Raw genomic sequence first — 18,921 nt, forward strand, 5'->3', positions numbered from 1 at the left:
TTGTATTATATGAACTTATTATACTCAAGTGGGTGTCCGTAAAATAGGAGTATTCTTAGGTAAAATATATAATTATTTTTAGTTTTCCTCCCTTTTTTTATCTATTTCTTCTTATCTTCTTGTATTTCTCTGCTTTTCATTCTATAATTTCAACAGATTCAATCACAGGAGAGACCTTATGAAACTACAAAATTTTTCTTACAGAACCCAGATATTCTTTTCTTCGCTTCTGCTCGTTATTCTGCCTACCATTATTCTGGGCATTGCCACAGCGAACAGAACCTCCAATGAGATACAGGAGGATTTCAGCCGCTCCATGGACACCATCACCACCCAGGCTGACCTGACCCTGGATACCCTTCTTCAGGATGCCACTAAGGTTGCTGATCTGCATATATTGAATAAAGATATCCGGAAAGCTATGATTACCAATTACGAGGACGATCTGCTCAGCTATTCCCAGGACAGCTATCTGTTCTCCTCCCAGCTCATACAGGCCAACCGGCTGAATTCCAATGTCACTACCTGTATGTTCAAGAACCGTTACGGCTATACCTTTGATTACAATATTCCAAATGTGAAGGATCAGTACGCCATTCTGGACCACATGGACGAATGGGCAGGGACTGCGCGGAATTCTGATTACTACACGTATTTTGCCCCTGTACAGCAGTCCTCTACCGTAAAAAAAAGTATCCTTCCCATGGTAAAAGTCCTGTACGACAGCTATACTTTCAAGGAAATCGGGACCTGCTATGTGGGTATCAATTTTTCCGCAGTTGAAAACATTGCAAACTCTGCCCAGACCCAGAATAATGTTATGCTTATTTACAATGCGGACGGCGGCCTTGCCTACTCCTCTGATAAGGATTTTGTAGAAAAGGATGCTTCCCCTGAACTGAAAAAGGCCATACAGAACTTCAACCAGAAAATAACAAAAGAGAGCTCTGTACGGACTGAAAAATTAAATGTAGGGTCTGATTCCTACATGATAAACGGATGTTATAACAAAACCACCGGATGGCATATTGTGCATTTTATGAACAATTCCCTGATCACTCAGGCATACAGAAACAACCTGTACCACTATGCCGGTATTTTTCTCCTGGCAATCTTCCTGGGACTGATACTTGCCGCGCTACTGTCCAGAGGTCTGACCCGCTCCATCCGGCAGCTCTGCGAAAAAATCGATTCCAGGGATACCTCCAATTACAGCGACATAACCGTGGAGGGTCGAATATCCAACCAGGAACTGCAGAAGGTAGTACATAGCTTTAACCGCCTGAACAGCCGCCTGACCCAGAGTCTGCAGCAGAACTACCAAAGCCGTCTGAATGAACAGCAGATGCACATCCAGGTTCTGCAGGCACAGATCAATCATCATTTTCTGTACAATACCCTGAATGTGATCAAATCCCTGGCTGATATTCACAATGTCCCGGAGATCAAAACCATTGCCATGTGTATGTCCGAACTGCTGCGCTACAATCTGAAAAAGGTTCCCATCGTTCTTTTAAAAGAGGAACTCTTACAGATCCGGCGCTATATGACCATACAAAATATACGTTTTCCCGGAAAATTTTCATTTGATTATGATATTCCCGACGAATTTCTGGGACTGGAAATTCCCGCGTTTATTCTGCAGCCCTTTGTGGAAAATGCCATTGGACACGGTTTTTCCGAAAAGGAAGAAAACTGTTACATCAGCATAAGCGCTAACCTGGAAGGAAATACCCTGCACTTTCTCATCGCCGACAATGGACAGGGAATGGAAAAAAATGAATTGGAAGAGTTAGTGGATTCTCTTGACAAAGAGATAGACTTCCCTGCTGACACTTCCTCCAATCACTCCATAGGCATCAGAAATGTACAGCAGCGGATTCAGAGCTATTACGGAAAGGAATACGGACTTACTATTGACAGCTTTCCCGGACAGGGAACACTGATCGATATTGCCCTTCCTTATGGAAAGAAGCCTGCTCTTCCCTGTACAGAACAGAATAAAACAGAATAAAACACCGGATGCGCCAATGCTTCCCCAAGCACCGGCGCATCCGGTTTCTATATGCATATACCTTCTCTTTTCCCCAAAATCAATAACCGTTCTATTTCCGTTTCATTTTCAGCACAAGATGTCTTGGCAGACCATTTACCATAATCGGCTGGTAATCTCCCTGGATCAACGGTTTTACATAGTCCACAAAATCTTTTGTCACATAAGTGGCATCCTTGTTCATCCATGCCCTCGGAACCAGTTTCTCTTCGTTGGCGATCCTGTGTACATCGTAGATACCAGTTGCGCTCATGTACGGGTCGTCGGACACGCGGTCGATCACTACCATCTTGCCTGTGTCACCCTCATCTGCGGCTTTCACGGCAGCACCGCCTACCATAAATGCCTCGTCAATATCCACACGGGATGCCATATGGGAAGCACTTCTCTGGAGTGTGGAGAGTTCAACGGCCCTTGTCTTACAGCCGCACTCCGCTGCCAGGAAATTAGCCAGGTAGGTAGCGGTTCCCTGAAGCTGCTTGTGGCCGAATGCATCCACATAATCTCCCACGCTGCCAAGCTCACATACATAACGGCCGTCAGCCAGTTTGATGCCCTCTGAGACTGCGATGACGATAGAAGATTTCTTCTTCAGTAATTCCTTGACTTTATGTAAGAACCGCTCAATATCAAAGGCAACCTCCGGAAGATAGATCAGATCCGGACCGTCACAGTCCTCTGTCTTTGCAAGAGCTGTGGCACCGGTCAGCCATCCGGCATTACGTCCCATGATCTCCATAATGGTGATCATGTTTTTCTTATATGTCAGACCCTGTGCATCGCGGATCACCTCTTTTGTGGATGCTCCGATATATTTGGCAGCACTTCCGAAACCGGGTGTATGGTCCGTCAGAGCCAAATCATTGTCAATAGTCTTGGGCACTCCCAGAAACTTCTGGGTCTGTCCTGTCAAAATTGCGTAATCGGATAATTTCTTGATCGTATCCATGGAGTCATTTCCGCCGATATAAATAAACGCATAAATATCCAGCTTATTCAGAATCCCAAATATTTTTTCATAGATTGTCTTATCTTCGTGAATCTCCGGCATTTTAAACCGGCAGGAACCTAAGAATGCGGACGGTGTTCTCTTCAGCAGCTCGATATCCAGCTCGGAATGAATCTGTGTGGAAAGGTCTACGTACTGTTCGTCCAAAAGTCCCTGAATTCCGTGAAGCATGCCGTATACCTTGTCGAAGCCTCTCTCGATCGCGTTTTTATATACGCCTGCAAGACTGGAGTTGATAACGGATGTGGGTCCACCTGACTGTCCTACAATGATATTTCTTTTTTTTGCCATTTTGCCTCGTCCTCCTTGTATTTCATTACCACTGACGACTATTATAGCAAAAAAATCCGGAAGTAGCAAGGCCCTTCTGGATTTTTTGCATATTAATTTACATTATGTTCTTGTTTTTTTGTACTTTTTGCACAATACATCAAATTCCGTCATCATTCCCCTTTGCCTTGATCTGCGCAAAGAGGTCCTTATAATACGAAATGGAAAACTCACCCGGATTTCTCTCATTGGCTGTATGCTGGTCGGCCAGCTCCTGTGTATAGTCATCCAGCTTGTAAATACCATAGGTACGGCTGTCATGATTATAGTGCATGAGCAGCGGAATAAATTCATGTTCCGGAATCTGTATGGCTCCTGTTTTTACATCCTTTTTGATCCTGATCTTTGCCATGGCTCCCAGAAGGCTTGGCAGGTCGTTCTGTGTGGAGGTAAAATTCCCCAGGGAATAATAGACGAGCATTTTATGTCCATCCTCACCGGTCAATGTCTCCATGGTACGGATCACATGGGGATGGGAACCGATGACAATGTCCACTCCCTCCTCCAGAAACAAATTCACCCACTGCCTTGTCTGCTCATCCACGTCCTGCACATATTCCTCCCCCACATGCATGACCACAATGACCACATCTGCCAATTCCTTTGCCTTTTTGATATCCGCTCTGGCCTGTCCTTCATCAAAGACATCGATCATATAGGATTTATCCTCAGCAAGAGGGATATCGTTCAGCCCGTAGGTGTAGTCAAGCATAGCTAGTTTTAAGGCTTTACACTGCACCACCGTGACGGTATCCGCGTCCTCCTGACTCTCATGGATGCCCAATATTTGGGTGTCCGGATGCTTTTCCTTCCACCATCTCATCGTATAGGCAACAGAATCCGTCCCCTTGTCCAGAATGTGATTGGTGGCATGGGCCACCACGTCAAATCCTGTATTCACCAGTGCGTCACCGAATTCCGGCGGTGTTCCGAAAGCCGGATAACCGGATATATCCTCACGGTTTTCCACAAATACCGTCTCCTGTGTGACCAGCGCCAGATCTGCCGCCTCCACCTCTTCCTTCACAGGCTGGTAAATGGCATCATAGTTCCAGTCTCCTGACTCTCTCATGCCGGATTCCCTCATGCCCAGATGGGCGATATTGTCTCCCACTGCCAGAAAATCTATGATATTTTCTTGCTGTTCTTTTTCAAGTGCTGCTTCCTGCTGCTTCTTTTTCTCCGCAGCGGCTGCGGCGGCTTTTTCCTTTGAATACCGGACTGCAGATACCACTCCTAAGATCACACACAGGAGTACAGCCGCGGCGATTATCCCTGTGCGTATAAACTTTTTCTTCAGTTCCTCTTCACGTTTCAGCCTGAGCGCTTCCCGTTTCCTGTCTTTTTCTCTCTCTTTTCTGCGTGCCTCTTCCAGTTCATCCATGTGTATCTCCCCTCGATTCCCCTTATTCTCTGTCGGAACCGGTGCGGCGATTTTATGTAAATGCCGTGCCGTATCCGGCAGGTTATTTCTTTGCATGGAATAAAATATAATCTTATTATACTGTGTTTGACAGGAATTGTCTATATTTTACAACATACTACACCAAATTATTCCATTATTTTTAAGTTTACCCCTTTTGTGTGCGCCGTTTTCTTTTCTCATCTGCAAAGGACGCCATGGAACTGTACAGCATAAGCATTGCACCTGAAAGTATCAAACCGCCCAGAATGTCTGTAAACCAGTGAACCCCGGATATCAGCCTTCCGGCCACAGTCACCCCCATTAAAAGGAGGGAAATGCCGTCCGCGATCCGTAACCATATCTTTTTTCCTGCAAGCAGGTGGTGAAACAGCATCATGGCTGTACCCATAATGCAGATCACGATCATTGTATGGGATGAGGGATAGGATGCCTCCAGACTTTTATGAAGAATAACCGGTCTCCAATTGATCACAAAATTTTCAAATAAAATATAGACCGCCGAAACCAGAATATAATAAACACCAAGCAGCAAAATGCGATAGTCAACTTGAAATAAACTCCTTCTTTTGACAAGCTGATACATTCCCAAAACAGCAAATCCGACAGCAGTCAGTACGGCAATGACACCCAGCCAGTCCGTCAAATGATACCAAAAAAGATTTACTCCGGACAATTGAAATACGAACTGATTGAGCGATGCCAGACCCACTTCCGATTCTTTCGGCCCAATGGGTTTTACATCTACTTTTGCAGTAAGAACAGTGAAGGCTGCGAACAGCATAAATAAAACTACTGTTAAAATAAATTTCTTCTTATTTTTTGTACTCATCGTTTTTCCTCTTTTCTCTATAATCTAGTTTTCTGCAGACTGCACCTGTATTATTGTCCTCTCATGCCCAAAAGAGCAAGAAACCTGTCGTTACAACGCAAAAAAGCCCATGATACTTTTCGTATCACGGGCTTTTTCCCTGTATTAAAGGCTATTTCATACTGCTTTTCTTTATCAGCAAAACCACTTTAACCATGAACAGCATAAATAAGAGTACAGTCACATAAGGCTCCTGGGACACGGCAAAAACCAAAATGGTCAGCGCGTGCAGCCAGATAGAACAGGTACTGCAGATATGCATTTTCCTCTCATCCTTAAAACGCTGTATCCATATCTCAAAAGCACCAAAGGCCGCCATAGATATGAGCACAATATAATAAACTGTTTTGATAACGCTGGGAATCGTCGTATTGGAAAGCAGTGTCACCATATGGATATAATCCGCTTCACGCTCACCGAAAAGCGGAAGAATGAAAAAAATCAATACAGCAATATCCAATATTCCAAACATCAAACCGTATATGGTATTGATATTTGTCCTGTTTTCCGTTTCCGCCAGGGTCAATAACTCATTGCCGGACAGCAAGTCATCTATGGATACAGAAAATAATTTTGATATGGCTTTCAGGGATTCAATATTCGGGTACCCCTTTCCGCTCTCCCACTTGGAAACAGCCGCTCTGGACACATAAAGTTTCTCCGCAAGCTGTTCCTGTGTCATATTATTCTGTTTCCTGAGCTGCTGCAGCTTTTCGTTAAATTCCATATCTGCCTCCTCCCATACCTGATATATTTCTTCCCATATTATATACGACAGGCGGAGAAACAGCAAATATTTTCTTATCCTTTAATACCCGTGGAAGCGATTCCCTCCACATAGTATTTCTGCAGTACAATGAACATGATCAGCATGGGAATCGCCGAGATCGTCAGCGAAGCCATGATCGGTCCGTAGTTGATCGGTTTGGAGCCAAAGAATGTCTGAATCGCCAATTGGATGGTTCTCTTTTCCTCACCTGTCACCACGAGCAGAGGCCACATAAAGTCGTTCCAGTGCGCTACAAAATCAAGGATCAGCACAGTGGCATACACGGTTCCGGAAATAGGCATGACGATCCGGAAAAAGGTTTTCACCGGGCCGCATCCGTCAATGGCTGCTGCCTCTAAAAGGTCATTCGGCACATCCAGGAAAAACTGGCGGAACATATAGATGCTGAAACATTTTGCCACAAAGGGAACCACAAGCGCTGCCCACTGGTTGATCCATCCCAAGTCAGCCATCTCCCTGTACATAGGAAGCATAATGGCCTCCGGAGGAAATACCATAAGGCTGATCACCAGCGTCAGAAGAAGATTCTTCCCTTTAAACTCAAACTTTGCCAGCGCGTAACCGCAGATGGAGTTGATAAACAGATCCAGCACCACAATGACAAAGACATAAAACAAACTGTTGCAGATAAATTTCCACATGTCAATCCTCTGGAACACCTCCAGATAATTGCTCAGGGACGCTCCCGTGGGTATAAACGTACGCAGAGAATTCAGTCCCTTAAAAATACCTGCTTCCGGCTTCAGGGATGAGGATATCATCCAGATGAGAGGGGATACGAAGATCAGCGCAACCAGCGTATTCCCTATGTAAAATACTGCGTTTCCCAGACGGGTTCTCTGTTTCTGTGTCATAGTTTTCCGCTCCTTTCTAATCCGCTTTGATCAGTTTCTTCATGCCCAGTGACAATATGACCACAATGACGAAGAAAACTGCAGCCACTGCACAGGCATATCCGAAGTTACGCTTCTGGAAGCCCTGTTCATACACGTAATATACCATGGTCCTGGTAGAATTCTGGGGGCCGCCTTTTGTCATGACATATGGCTGTGTGAACAGTTTCATTGCCTGGATGACTGTGATCATGATCACGTATTTGATCACATTTTTCAGACCCGGCAGGGTGACATAGAGGAAGCTTTTTAATCTGCCTGCACCGTCAATGGAGGCTGCCTCATACTGTTCTTTCGGAATCCCCTGAAGCCCGGCTAAAAAGATCATCATCTGGTAACCGGCTCCCTGCCATGCTGACATGAAGATAATGGAGTTCATGGATGTCTTTGGATCATTCAGGAATCCGCAGGGCTCCATTCCCAGTTTTACCAACAGTGCATTTAAAAGTCCGCTGTCCGGGTTAGAGTTGTAGAGCACGGTCCAGAGAATCGCCACAACAACCATGGAGGTGACCTGAGGGCTGAAATATGCTGCCCGGAAAATGGAGACACCTTTTCTTTTGGACGATATGAGCATGGCCAGCGCCAGTGCCAGAACCGTCTGAAAGGGTACGACCAGCGCGGTAAAATAAAGAGTATTGGTAACCGCCTTCCAGAAATCCCCGTCCCCAAACAGCTCTGTAAAGTTGTTAAATCCACAGAACTTAATATGGTCGGGCCTCATAATATTGTAATCGGTAAAGGCATATCTGACTGTCTGCAGTGCAGGATATATCAGAAATGCCGCCAGCAGGATCACTGCCGGAATGACAAACAGGTATGCTGCTTTCTTTTCACTGCGTTTGTTAATGGCTTTTTCCATCTTTCTCCTCCTCCCCGGAATCAATCTTCATCCGCATAATACTTGTTGTAATCCTTATCCGTATCTTCCGCCACCTTATCAAGCGCTTCTTTCGGGTCCACACCTGTGAAAATGTTCACCATGGCCTCTGAAAATCCTGCGGAGAGCACACTGTAGGAAGGCGTTCTCGGCCTTGGATGTCCTGTCTCCATAAGCTGCTCTTTAAAAAGAGAGCGTGGGTATTCGTTATACTCTGTGAGCACTTCATAGCTTGACTGTCTTGTGGGCGGTTTCGAGATTGCCTTGGCGTAGGTGGTCACATTGTCCTCTGAGAACAGGTAATTCATAACCTCCTGCACTGCCTCTCTGTCCTGTGTATCCCTGGTCACGGCTGCTGCCCAGTCACCTGTGGGAGAAGTAGGTGTTCCGCCGTTGTCCGCAACGGGAAAATAAGTAACTCCCCAATTCAGATCCGGATAATCCTTTTCCAGTGTAGCGACTTCCCAGGAGCCTCCCAGCATTGTGGCTGCCCTTCCGTTGTGGAATTCCTTCTGGATGGGGTCCAGATTGGCATATCCGTTCTGAATCAGTTCATTCAGAAACGTAGCTGCCTCCACACCGGCCTGGCTGTTGATATAGCCATCCGCTTTGCTGCCGTCCTCACTGACAAAATCCGTGCCGTTGGAGATCCAGAACTGCTCCAGCACATAAGGAAGACCTTCCCCTTTATCCATAATGATGTTGGTGCCCATCACACCGTCTTTTGTAAGCTTCCCGGCTACATCCGCAAACTCGGACCAGGTCCAGGCATCCTCCAGCTTATCCGGTGCCTTAATCCCTGCCTCGTCAAGCATATCCCGGTTGTAATAGAGGGCTACAGAACTTTCTGTTGCGCCGATGGCGTAGATTTTCCCATCGTAAGTACCCTGATTTTTAGTGGAATCCAGAAAGTCATCCCAGTCCTCTTTTGCAAACATATCATCCAAGGGGATAATAATATCATTGGCCGCGTATACGGAAACCGTCGGTCCGTCCACATACAGGATATCCGGCAGGTCCTTGGAGGTAATCGCCGCGTTTACCTTGTCCTCATAAGCATAGGAATCCGCACGAACAATAGCTTCCCTTTTCAGATGGATCTCTCCCTTGTGCTCCGCATTAAAAGCATTGATTTTTTCTTCCCACCACTCTTCAATGGCCGGTTCGTCACTGGGACTCCAGATGGTGATCACAGACTCTCCGTCTTTATTCACCCGTTCCTTTGCATTTCCACAGCCGGATATCATAGTAGATACCACTGTCGCTGCAAGAAGTATGGCAACTGCCCGTTTTTTCATTTCCCTCTCTCCCTTCTCACTGCTGTTACTGCCAGACTGACTGCATCTTTGTAACTTCTGCCCGTGTTACTGCCTCAGGTCTCTCCGCTTCCAGTACAAAACACCCTTCTGTGCCGGAGTTGTAAAACAGCTTGGTGCCTGCTGCCTCCCCGCCGTTTATAAAGATTTCCACTGCTCTTCTGTCCACAAATATCTCCATATCCCTTACCATATCCACGTCTGCGGGAAACGAGATCCCCTCACTTTTCACACCGGATGTGCGGATTCCCGCAAAGTCTTTTTCTTTTATAAAACGTATCTCTTTCTTCCCATCCCTGCCCAGCAGCAGGTTAAAATCCGTATTCTCCGAAAAGGTGATCTCCGCATAAAAACTGTTTCCCGCTATGTGTTCCAGATGGATATTTTCCTTTTCTCCCGTATAGAGCCGCTCACTCTTCAGCGTATAGATTTCCTCCGCCGGAGTCATATAAAGCCTGTCATTCTTTACATGCAGCACTCTTGGAATGGTCATGCTCCCATAGGCGCCGTTCTCCACTTCCACATGTTCGCCGTAAAAATCTGAGATCCAACCAATGGCGATTCTTCTTCCCTCGTGCTCAAAGCTCTGCATGGCATAGCAGTTGCTCCCGAAATCAAACCATCCTGTGCTCTTCACGGTAAAATTCTCATCCCTGAATTCTCCTATGTAATAACGGGACATCTGATATCTGCCGTACACATCCCTGTGGCACATAAGTGCTCCCCACGCAGTAAAACTTCCATCCAGAGGGAAAAAGTCAGGGCATTCAAAGCAGCGCACACCTTCTTCCGGCTCCGTAACCAGGGGTTTCACGTAATCCCAGTGCTCCATATCTTCAGACCGGTACAGCAGTATGGCTGCCTGCCCATCCACAGCACTTGCCAGGACCATGTACCACACATCACCGACTTTTAATACCTTAGGGTCCCTGAAATCAAAGGATGCTCCCACGGGATGCTCCCCGATCACCAGCTTCTCCGGTTCAAATTCCAGCATATCCCGGCTTCTGGTCATCCACTGCTGCTGCACGGTCTCCTCTCCGTCCTCCATGGGTCCCAGATGTCTGGTCAGATAGAAAACCGTTTCATCGTCCAGCACCACCGCACTTCCGGAAAATGCTCCCCCTTTTCGTATATCTGCCTGTTCCAACACCTCCTTCTGTGGCTCCAGAACAACGGGAAGATGTGTCCAGTGGACCAGGTCCGGGCTGGCTGCGTGCCCCCAGTACATGTTGGACCATTCCTGACCATGGGGGTTGTACTGATAATACATATGATAATATCCCTGATACCAGCAAAGGCCATTGGGGTCATTCATCCAGTTCTTCCACGGCGCAAAGTGATATTGTTCCCGATAGGGTGTGTCATAATAGGCTGCCGCTTCCCGGCTGCTCAGACTAATTCCCCCGTCTGCAGGTTCTATGAAGCAGATCCCCTTTTCCAGGATATTTTCACAGCCGCTTAAATACGCCAGTGATATTTCCGCATCCCGGCTTGTCAGTTCGTAACTGCTCTGTCTTTCCACAGGGATTTTCAGCCACTGATAATACTTCTTTCCTGCCTCATATCTGTTCTCTCTGCCCTCTTTGTCTCTCAGAACCACATATCCTTTTTTTCCTTCCACTGTTCTGGTCATGATCTCCAGACATGTATACTCACCTGTTTGTATCATATTTTCGCCTCCTGTATGGCACTTTATAAAACCGGTTCTATAATTCTTTCCCTTAATGTATAGCATTTTTCGCCTATTTATATAGGTATTATTGGAACATTTTATGGAACCCGTTCCATGTATATGAGTATAGGACGGTTTGACGGTTTTGTCAAGTGCTTTTCTGTACGAATCCATAAGACACAAAAAAAGGCCCCCGTTTTTATTGTGCAACATGCACAAACGAAGGTCTCTTCCCATTTTTTATATGAAATTTATCCAAAACCCAAAAGTCGTTTTTATGAGTTATCCGCAACACCAATTCAGAACTTTGTCACAGTGTCGTCCCGCCGAACTGCATTTCCACATCCAAAACCTGTCTGTGAGGCACGCCTTTCCTCTCCTCCACCAGATCGAGAAGGGTATTCACACAGAGCTCCGCTAATAATTGTACATTCTGCCGAACAGCTGTCAGTCTTGGATATACCATGCGTGTCACATCCATGCCGTCAAATCCTATGATTTTTATATCCTCCGGCACCCGGATCCCCTTCTGCAGCACTGCGTTCATACAGGCAATGGCAGCCATATCCCCGCCGAACACACCGTCAATGTCAGGGTGTTCCTCCAGAAACTTTTCCATTCCCGTATAATGGGCGTTCCAGTCAAACACATTCCAGTCCATAACCATGTTAAGTATCTCCACGCCCTGTTTCTGCATGACTTCTTTAAAGACACTGTGGCGCTCTTGGGCGGCAACGCCCGGGGCAACACCGGATATCTGCAGCACTTTCCTGCATCCGTTCTTTAAAAGCAGTTCTGCCGCCATGCGCCCTCCCATGGCATGATCACTGCCGATAAGAGGGATACCGGGGCCAAATTCCCGGTCTACGGAGACAATGGGTTTCTTCCGCTTCAGGTATTCCTCCTCGTCCAGGGAATGGGCTGCTGTGATGATGCCGTCCACAATATTCCTGTCCAGCATATCCAGGTAATCCTTCTCTCTGTCGCTGATGCCTATAGTATTGCAGATCATGGTCTTATACCCCTGGCGGTAAAGCTCCATCTCTATATGTTTTGCCAGGCAGGAGAAAAAAGGATGGTCCAGGTCAGGGACCATGACTCCTACAATGCCGGTCCGGTTCCTGTACAGATTTCTCGCAAGCTCATTGGGCGTATACCCCAGCTTTTCGGCTGCCTTTTCAATTTTCTTTTTCGTATCCGGCGATACGTAACCGGTTCCATTCAAGGCCCGGGAAACAGTTCCCACGCCCACACCGGCCTGTTTTGCCACGTCTCTGATACTGGCCATTTTTTCTGCACCTCTTTCCCCGTATATAACAGAAGCTGCTGTACCGCCCGTCACCGGCCGGATACAGCAGCATATCTATTCTTTCAGCAATCGTTAAAAGGCCATTTTTTCCTCAAAATAAGCTTTCAGGTCTTCGATCTTTACTCTCTCCTGCTCCATGGTGTCACGGTCACGCACAGTAACCGCTCCGTCTGTCTCAGATTCAAAGTCATATGTCACGCAGAACGGTGTACCAATCTCATCCTGACGGCGGTAACGTTTGCCGATATTACCCCTGTCATCGTATTCACAGTTATACAGTTTGGACAGCTCCTGATAGATTTTGGTTGCGCCCTCGTTCAGCTTTTTGGACAGAGGCAGAACACCAATCTTCACAGGTGCCAGGGCCGGATGGAAGTGCAGCACGGTACGCACATCATTTCTCTCTGCATCCAGAACTTCCTCATCGTATGCACTGCACAAGAATGCCAGAACCATACGGTCCGCTCCCAATGACGGCTCAATCACATAAGGAATATATTTTTCATTTGTCTCATCATCAAAATATGTCATATCCTGGCCGGATACATTCTGATGCTGTGTCAGGTCATAGTCTGTTCTGTCCGCAATACCCCACAGCTCGCCCCATCCGAAGGGGAACAGGAATTCCACGTCTGTGGTAGCCTTGCTGTAGAAGCTCAGTTCCTCCTTGTCATGGTCGCGGTAGCGCACTTCCTCATCCTTCAGGCCCAGGCTGTGCAGCCAGTCAAGGCAGAACTGTTTCCAGTAAGCAAACCACTCCAGGTCTGTATCAGGCTTACAGAAAAATTCCAGCTCCATCTGCTCAAATTCACGGGTACGGAAGGTAAAGTTTCCCGGTGTAATCTCGTTACGGAAGGATTTTCCCACCTGACCGATACCAAACGGCAGTTTCTTTCTGGAGGTTCTCTGTACATTCTTAAAGTTTACGAAAATACCCTGTGCAGTCTCAGGTCTTAAATATACTGTATTCTTTGCGTCCTCTGTAACGCCCTGGAAGGTCTTAAACATCAGGTTGAATTGACGGATATCTGTAAAATTGTGCTTGCCGCAGGTAGGACATGGAATCTGGTGTTCCTCAATGAACTCCATCATCTTCTCCTGGCTCCAGGCATCCACGCTGCCCTCAATGGCGATCCCTTTTTCGGCACAGAAATCCTCAATGATCTTATCCGCGCGGAAACGCTCATGACACTCTTTACAGTCCATCAGCGGATCGGAAAAACCGCCCAGATGACCGGAGGCCACCCATGTCTGCGGGTTCATCAAGATCGCGCAGTCCACACCTACATTGTAGGGGCTTTCCATAATAAACTTTTTCCACCAGGCCTTTTTCACATTATTCTTCAGCTCCACGCCAAGGTTGCCGTAATCCCAGGTGTTGGCAAGTCCGCCGTAAATTTCAGAACCCGGATATACGAATCCTCTGGATTTGGCAAGTGCTACGATTTTTTCCATGGTCTTTTCCATCGTGTTATCTCCTCGACTTTCATCTATTTCTGCTGCCTCTGCTCTCAGGCATGGTCAGCAGTTACCTATTTCTTTTCGATTCAAGGCTGTCCGCCTGCCATAGTCTTATAAACTGTATTATGGCGCTGCGAATAGTAACATTATAACCGTAATATTCCTTCTTTTCAACCTCTATCTGCCTGAAAATGTGTTAAAATAGGGATTTCTTGCTATATTCCCTCCATCACTTCCAGTACCTGCAGGCTTTTCATCTTTTTGTCTATGTATTTTCCTGTGTATTCCCGCATGACCTTCTGCATGGTTTTCAGTACCTCCGGCCTCACCGTGAAGGTATAGAGTCTGGAAATCTCAGATGCCGCAATAAACTGCAGGGCATACAGAGAGGATGCATCCAGGTGGATACTCTTATATCTGTCCTTCTGGTCTATGCAGTTATCGCAGAAGACACCTGATCTTTCTGTCGAAAACCAGTAAATCTCCTCTTTCTTTCCGCATTTCATACACTCAAACAGGTTGGGATATTCTCCGTTGATCACCATTGCCTTCAGTTCAAAAATGCAGCGTATGAGTTTATTGTCAATCTTCCCGCTGACCAGAGCCTTTAACGTAACATAGAGCAGATTCAGCATTTCCTTCTCATCGGTATATTCTCTGGCATAGTAATCCGCAAATTCCAGAAAGTAAAATCCATAATAGACCCCCGGCTGCCTGGAAGCCAGCTCCGTGAAGTAATGCAGCACAGAGGCTGATTTCATCTGATAACTGGTCCTCCCCTCATAGACAGAGAAGGTGCCGAATACAAAGGGATTTGCCACGGCAAGAAGGGAGCTGTTCTGCCGCCTCGCTCCCTTTGCAAATACCGTTATTTTTCCGCGTTCTCTTGTGAGAAGCACCAGCCTTTTATCAAAATCCCCCACCGGCATGGAGGATAACACCATGCCGGTCACCTGCACTGTATCTGTCATATCTCTTTTTTATCGTATCCGAAATTCTTGATCAGATAGTCACTGTCTCTCCAGTCTTTTTTCACTTTTACCCAGAGCTTCAGGTTCACCTTCTGCTCCAGCATCCGTTCAATCTCAAAGCGTGCCGCACTGCCGATCTTCTTCAGCATAACACCCTGCTTGCCAATGATGATTCCCTTGTGGGATTCCCGCTCACAGATGATGGTTGCTTCTATATCCACCAGATTCCCGCCCGGACGTTCCTTCATAGTATCAATGGTAACAGCGATCCCGTGAGGAATCTCCTCCTCCAGCGTCCGCAGCGCTTTCTCCCGGATCATCTCAGCCACGATCTGCCGCTGAGGCTGGTCTGTAACAGTGTCTTCATCATAAAACTGCGGCCCGTAAGGCAGATATTTAAAAATACTCCGGATCACGGTTTCCAGGTTCTGCCCTCTCAGTGCAGAAGCGGGTATGATCTCCGCAAAATCCATGATCTTCCGGTATGCGTCGATAAAACTCAGCACTTCCTCTTTCTTTACGGTGTCCACCTTGTTGATAACCAGGATCACCGGCAGTTTACAGTTTTTCAGCTGCTCTGCAATGTGGCGCTCCCCGGCTCCGATAAAAGTGGTGGGCTCTACCAGCCAGAGAATCACATCCGCGTCCTTGAAGGTGCGCTCCGCCACATTTACCATATATTCACCCAGCTTGTTTTTTGCCTTGTGGATTCCCGGGGTATCCAAAAAGACGATCTGGCCCTCCTCACAGGTGTAAACAGTCTGGATCTTATTTCTGGTTGTCTGAGGTTTCCTGGATGTGATGGCAATCTTCTGTCCGATCAGATGGTTCATCAGTGTGGATTTACCCACGTTTGGCCGTCCGATGATCGCCGCAAATCCTGATTTGTAGTCTGTTTTCATATATTCTCCTTCGTTACAGCAGGTGTTTCACTTCCAGAAACAGTTCTTTTTCCTGCTCGATTTTCTCTTCACTTCCGATAACACAGATACGGTTCTGATCCAGCACACACGCTACCACGTCCCCCAGTGCACGGATATCCTCCGGCTGGGCGTTCAGGATCTGCATCCGCTCTTTTTTCAGATCCTCCTCCGTGATGCCGCTGAACCATGCTTCCAGGGACAGTACACCTTTTGAGGATGGGGTCATGGGCGTATCCAGTTCGCTGACCGTACCGATGATATATTTTGTCATCTCTCTCTCATCTGCTTCAAAACCGCGGATAAAGTCCGGGGTATTGCGGAACACTTCCAGTGTTTTGGATAAGTTCGGGTCCCTGTAGGAAACCAGGAAGCTGTCACCGCTCCTTCTGAAATTGCTCATGCAGCCATAGGCGCCGCCTTTCACGCGCACATTCATCCAGAGATACTCATAACTGAGGATCACCTTTAAAATACGCAGACAGCCTGTGTATTCAAAGCCGCCCTCCCGGAAATTGCCTGCTGCTGCCACGTACTGCACCTGGCCTGATGTTTTAAAGCCTTCATTCTTCACCCGATAATCCGGCTTTTCTTCTGCCAGTTCCACCTTCTCGGTGTGCAGCATTTCTTTCAGACCGCGTACCTCTGTCTCAAGACCTTTATAACCCTCCCGGTCCGCCGTATAGCTGACTGTCAGATTTTCAGGACGGAAGATTATCTTCATAAGAAGCTTCAGGTTTTCTATTACTTTTCCCTTTTCCTCCTCAAAATGGCTTTCAATTTTGTCAATGAACTGGTAAAAGTCGATTCCCGCAATCTTCTCCTGGAAATACGCGTTTCCTGAGAAATAGGACGTAGCGCGCATTACTGCCGTGCTGTGTCCGGCGCTGGTCATGCTCATCTGAAGCCTGGATTTCATTTTTGCAATGATCTCATAGAGACGCTTGGTGTCATCCATTTTCGATGTGCAGATAATCTCTTTGATCATGGAGAAGACAAAGGGCAGTCCGCTGTACAGTGTTTTTGCCTTGATTCCCAGCATCTGTCTGGTATTCTGATTATTCTTGGAATCTCCGAATACCTGCAGGCCAAATAAAATCCCGCCGCTGTTGGCATTGATCTCATTAAACAGGTCTGCATAGCTGTAGCTTTCCGTGTCCACATATCCCAGTACGGACTTCAGGATTCCCATATAGGGGATCAGCTCCTCCGGTACTTTTTTCACATCAAAGAGCAGTGTCAGATAACCGATTCCATTGGTGTACAGGTCATGGTGCAGAACCAGTGTGTCATCCACATATCCCGGTTGATTGTGTATCTTAACCGTCTCGGTTCCTATATCTGAGCGCTCCAGCATGGGGATACTCTTGAGAGCCTCCTCCGTCTCCGGTTCATCCTGGTATTCTTTCAAATGTTTTGTGTCTGCCGCAATCTTTTCCACTGCTTCCGCAGGCAGAGATGCCTTATAAGCGGCAAGCTTTTCTTCCAGCTCTTTATCCCTTTGGGCGGCAAGTCCACGTTTCGGGTTGACTACCACAACAGACGCGTGGGGATTGTCCAGCAGATACTCTTCTATCAGCGTTTCAAAATATCCCTCTTTTGCCTTCTGCTTCAGACTCTCAAAGATATCCAGTTTCTTCAGATGGTCAAAAGGCATATCATCATCATACAGCCAGCTGTCAAACACATCAATGCCATACATAAGCCCCTTGGGGAAGGAAGAAAAATCCGCCTCACGGAAACGAAATTCCAGGAAATTGATTCCCGCGGCAATGGCTTTTTTGTCAATTCCTTCTTTTACGATCTTTCTGAGTGTATCCTGAATGAGATTTACAAAAGCCTCCTTATTTTCCGGTTTCGCATTCTTCGCCACAATGGAGAAAAACGGCTGGTAAATCCCGTCATCGTAAGAGCCAAGGATATCTTTTCCCATACCTGCATCCAGAAGCGCCTGCTTCAGCGGTGCTCCCGGTGCTGAGAGCAGGGTATAATCCAGGATTTCAAATGCAGTGCACTGTTCCACATCCAGACTGTCCCCCACTACCACATTGTAGGAAAGATAAGAATTTTCCTCCACAGGCTCATTTTCAGAGATGGGGTACTCCATGATGATTTCCTTTGCCTGATCAAAGGGCTTTTGTCTCGGGATCGCTGAATTGACGGGAATCTCATCATATTTAGACAGATACTCCCTGTCCATCCAGTTCATCCGCTCCTCCATATCCATATTTCCATACAGATAAATATAGCTGTTGGCCGGATGGTAATAGCGGCTGTGGAAAGAAAGGAACTCGGAATACTTCAGTTCCGGGATCACAGACGGGTCTCCGCCTGACTCCACACCGTAAGGTGTATCGGGAAACAGGGAATTGAAAATCTCCCGGTCCAGCACTTCCTCCGGTGAGGAGAATGCCCCCTTCATCTCATTATAAACAACGCCGTTTAATTTAAGAGGTCCGTCCACATCCTCCAGCTCATAATGCCAGCCTTCCTGTCGGAAGATTTCTTCTCTCTCATAGATATTCGGGAAAAAGACAGCGTCCAGATATACATGCATCAGATTCTTAAAATCCGCATCATTGCAGCTTGCCACCGGATACATGGTCTTGTCCGGATAAGTCATAGCATTTAAAAAAGTGTTCAGAGAGCCTTTCACCAGTTCAACAAAAGGGTCTTTTAAGGGGAATTTCTGGGAACCGCACAGGACACTGTGCTCCAGAATATGGGCCACACCGGTACTGTCAGCAGGCGGCGTGCGGAAAGCTATATTGAACACTTTGTTTTCATCATCATTTTCCAGCACCATAACTCTGGCACCGCTTTTTTTATGTCTCCATAGTGAACCTTTGGAGTGAATATCCGGAATGTCCTGGCAGGAAACCAGTTCGTATGCCGGCACATTTTCTTTTTTCATGGTCAACCTCCTTGATGGGTTATATTTACTGCCTATTTACGGCAGTGTACGTTCTATTGTTTATATTACCACATTTATTGAAATTATAAAACGGAAAAAGAACAAA

The 18,921-nt window shown here is 46.7% G+C and carries 14 protein-coding genes; 1 reads left to right on the plus strand and 13 read right to left on the minus strand.

Going from position 1 to position 18,921, the window contains the following annotated elements; genetic code table 11:
• Window positions 1–178 precede the first annotated feature (178 nt).
• Window positions 179–2,014 carry a sensor histidine kinase gene (locus V8Q34_RS22825; RefSeq protein ID WP_335836406.1) on the plus strand — a complete coding sequence of 612 codons (1,836 nt, stop codon included), beginning with the start codon at window positions 179–181 and terminating at the stop codon, window positions 2,012–2,014.
• 91 nt (window positions 2,015–2,105) lie between these two features.
• Here the strand turns inward: V8Q34_RS22825 and V8Q34_RS22830 are convergent, their stop codons facing one another.
• The 13 genes from V8Q34_RS22830 to V8Q34_RS22890 form a co-directional block, all read right to left on the minus strand.
• Window positions 2,106–3,353: a 6-phosphofructokinase gene (locus V8Q34_RS22830; protein ID WP_054353447.1), complete on the minus strand. Its 1,248-nt coding sequence runs from the start codon at window positions 3,351–3,353 to the stop codon at window positions 2,106–2,108.
• A gap of 139 nt (window positions 3,354–3,492) precedes the next feature.
• Window positions 3,493–4,776: a CapA family protein gene (locus V8Q34_RS22835; protein ID WP_033139302.1), complete on the minus strand. Its 1,284-nt coding sequence runs from the start codon at window positions 4,774–4,776 to the stop codon at window positions 3,493–3,495.
• A gap of 187 nt (window positions 4,777–4,963) precedes the next feature.
• Complete coding sequence (locus V8Q34_RS22840) at window positions 4,964–5,647, minus strand: phosphatase PAP2 family protein (protein WP_033139301.1); 684 nt, start codon at window positions 5,645–5,647, stop codon at window positions 4,964–4,966.
• A 151-nt stretch (window positions 5,648–5,798) separates the two neighbouring features.
• On the minus strand, window positions 5,799–6,413 hold the full coding sequence (locus V8Q34_RS22845; RefSeq protein WP_335836407.1) for a helix-turn-helix domain-containing protein: 615 nt from the start codon (window positions 6,411–6,413) through the stop codon (window positions 5,799–5,801).
• A gap of 74 nt (window positions 6,414–6,487) precedes the next feature.
• Window positions 6,488–7,330, minus strand: coding sequence for a carbohydrate ABC transporter permease (locus tag V8Q34_RS22850; RefSeq protein WP_033139300.1), 843 nt, complete (start codon window positions 7,328–7,330; stop codon window positions 6,488–6,490).
• A 16-nt stretch (window positions 7,331–7,346) separates the two neighbouring features.
• Entirely contained in the window at window positions 7,347–8,231 is an 885-nt protein-coding gene (locus V8Q34_RS22855; protein WP_033139299.1) for a carbohydrate ABC transporter permease, read from the minus strand.
• A 20-nt stretch (window positions 8,232–8,251) separates the two neighbouring features.
• Window positions 8,252–9,547: an ABC transporter substrate-binding protein gene (locus V8Q34_RS22860; RefSeq protein ID WP_033139298.1), complete on the minus strand. Its 1,296-nt coding sequence runs from the start codon at window positions 9,545–9,547 to the stop codon at window positions 8,252–8,254.
• A gap of 25 nt (window positions 9,548–9,572) precedes the next feature.
• Entirely contained in the window at window positions 9,573–11,237 is a 1,665-nt protein-coding gene (locus V8Q34_RS22865) for a glycoside hydrolase family 32 protein (protein ID WP_033139297.1), read from the minus strand.
• A gap of 313 nt (window positions 11,238–11,550) precedes the next feature.
• Window positions 11,551–12,528 (minus strand): LacI family DNA-binding transcriptional regulator, encoded by a 978-nt coding sequence (locus V8Q34_RS22870; RefSeq protein ID WP_033139296.1) that lies wholly within the window; start codon window positions 12,526–12,528, stop codon window positions 11,551–11,553.
• 93 nt (window positions 12,529–12,621) lie between these two features.
• Window positions 12,622–14,016, minus strand: coding sequence for a glycine--tRNA ligase (locus V8Q34_RS22875; RefSeq protein WP_033139295.1), 1,395 nt, complete (start codon window positions 14,014–14,016; stop codon window positions 12,622–12,624).
• Window positions 14,017–14,225: 209 nt separating this feature from the next.
• Window positions 14,226–14,981, minus strand: coding sequence for a DNA repair protein RecO (recO, locus tag V8Q34_RS22880; protein ID WP_256139399.1), 756 nt, complete (start codon window positions 14,979–14,981; stop codon window positions 14,226–14,228).
• Window positions 14,978–15,883 (minus strand): GTPase Era, encoded by a 906-nt coding sequence (era, locus tag V8Q34_RS22885; RefSeq protein ID WP_148393286.1) that lies wholly within the window; start codon window positions 15,881–15,883, stop codon window positions 14,978–14,980. The genes recO and era overlap by 4 nt, the downstream gene beginning before the upstream one ends.
• Before the next feature lie 13 nt (window positions 15,884–15,896).
• Complete coding sequence (locus V8Q34_RS22890; protein ID WP_335836408.1) at window positions 15,897–18,815, minus strand: insulinase family protein; 2,919 nt, start codon at window positions 18,813–18,815, stop codon at window positions 15,897–15,899.
• Window positions 18,816–18,921: the final 106 nt, after the last annotated feature.

The sequence above is a fragment of the Blautia sp. JLR.GB0024 genome, from assembly GCF_037000545.1.
In the GTDB taxonomy this organism is placed as follows: domain Bacteria; phylum Bacillota; class Clostridia; order Lachnospirales; family Lachnospiraceae; genus Blautia; species Blautia celeris.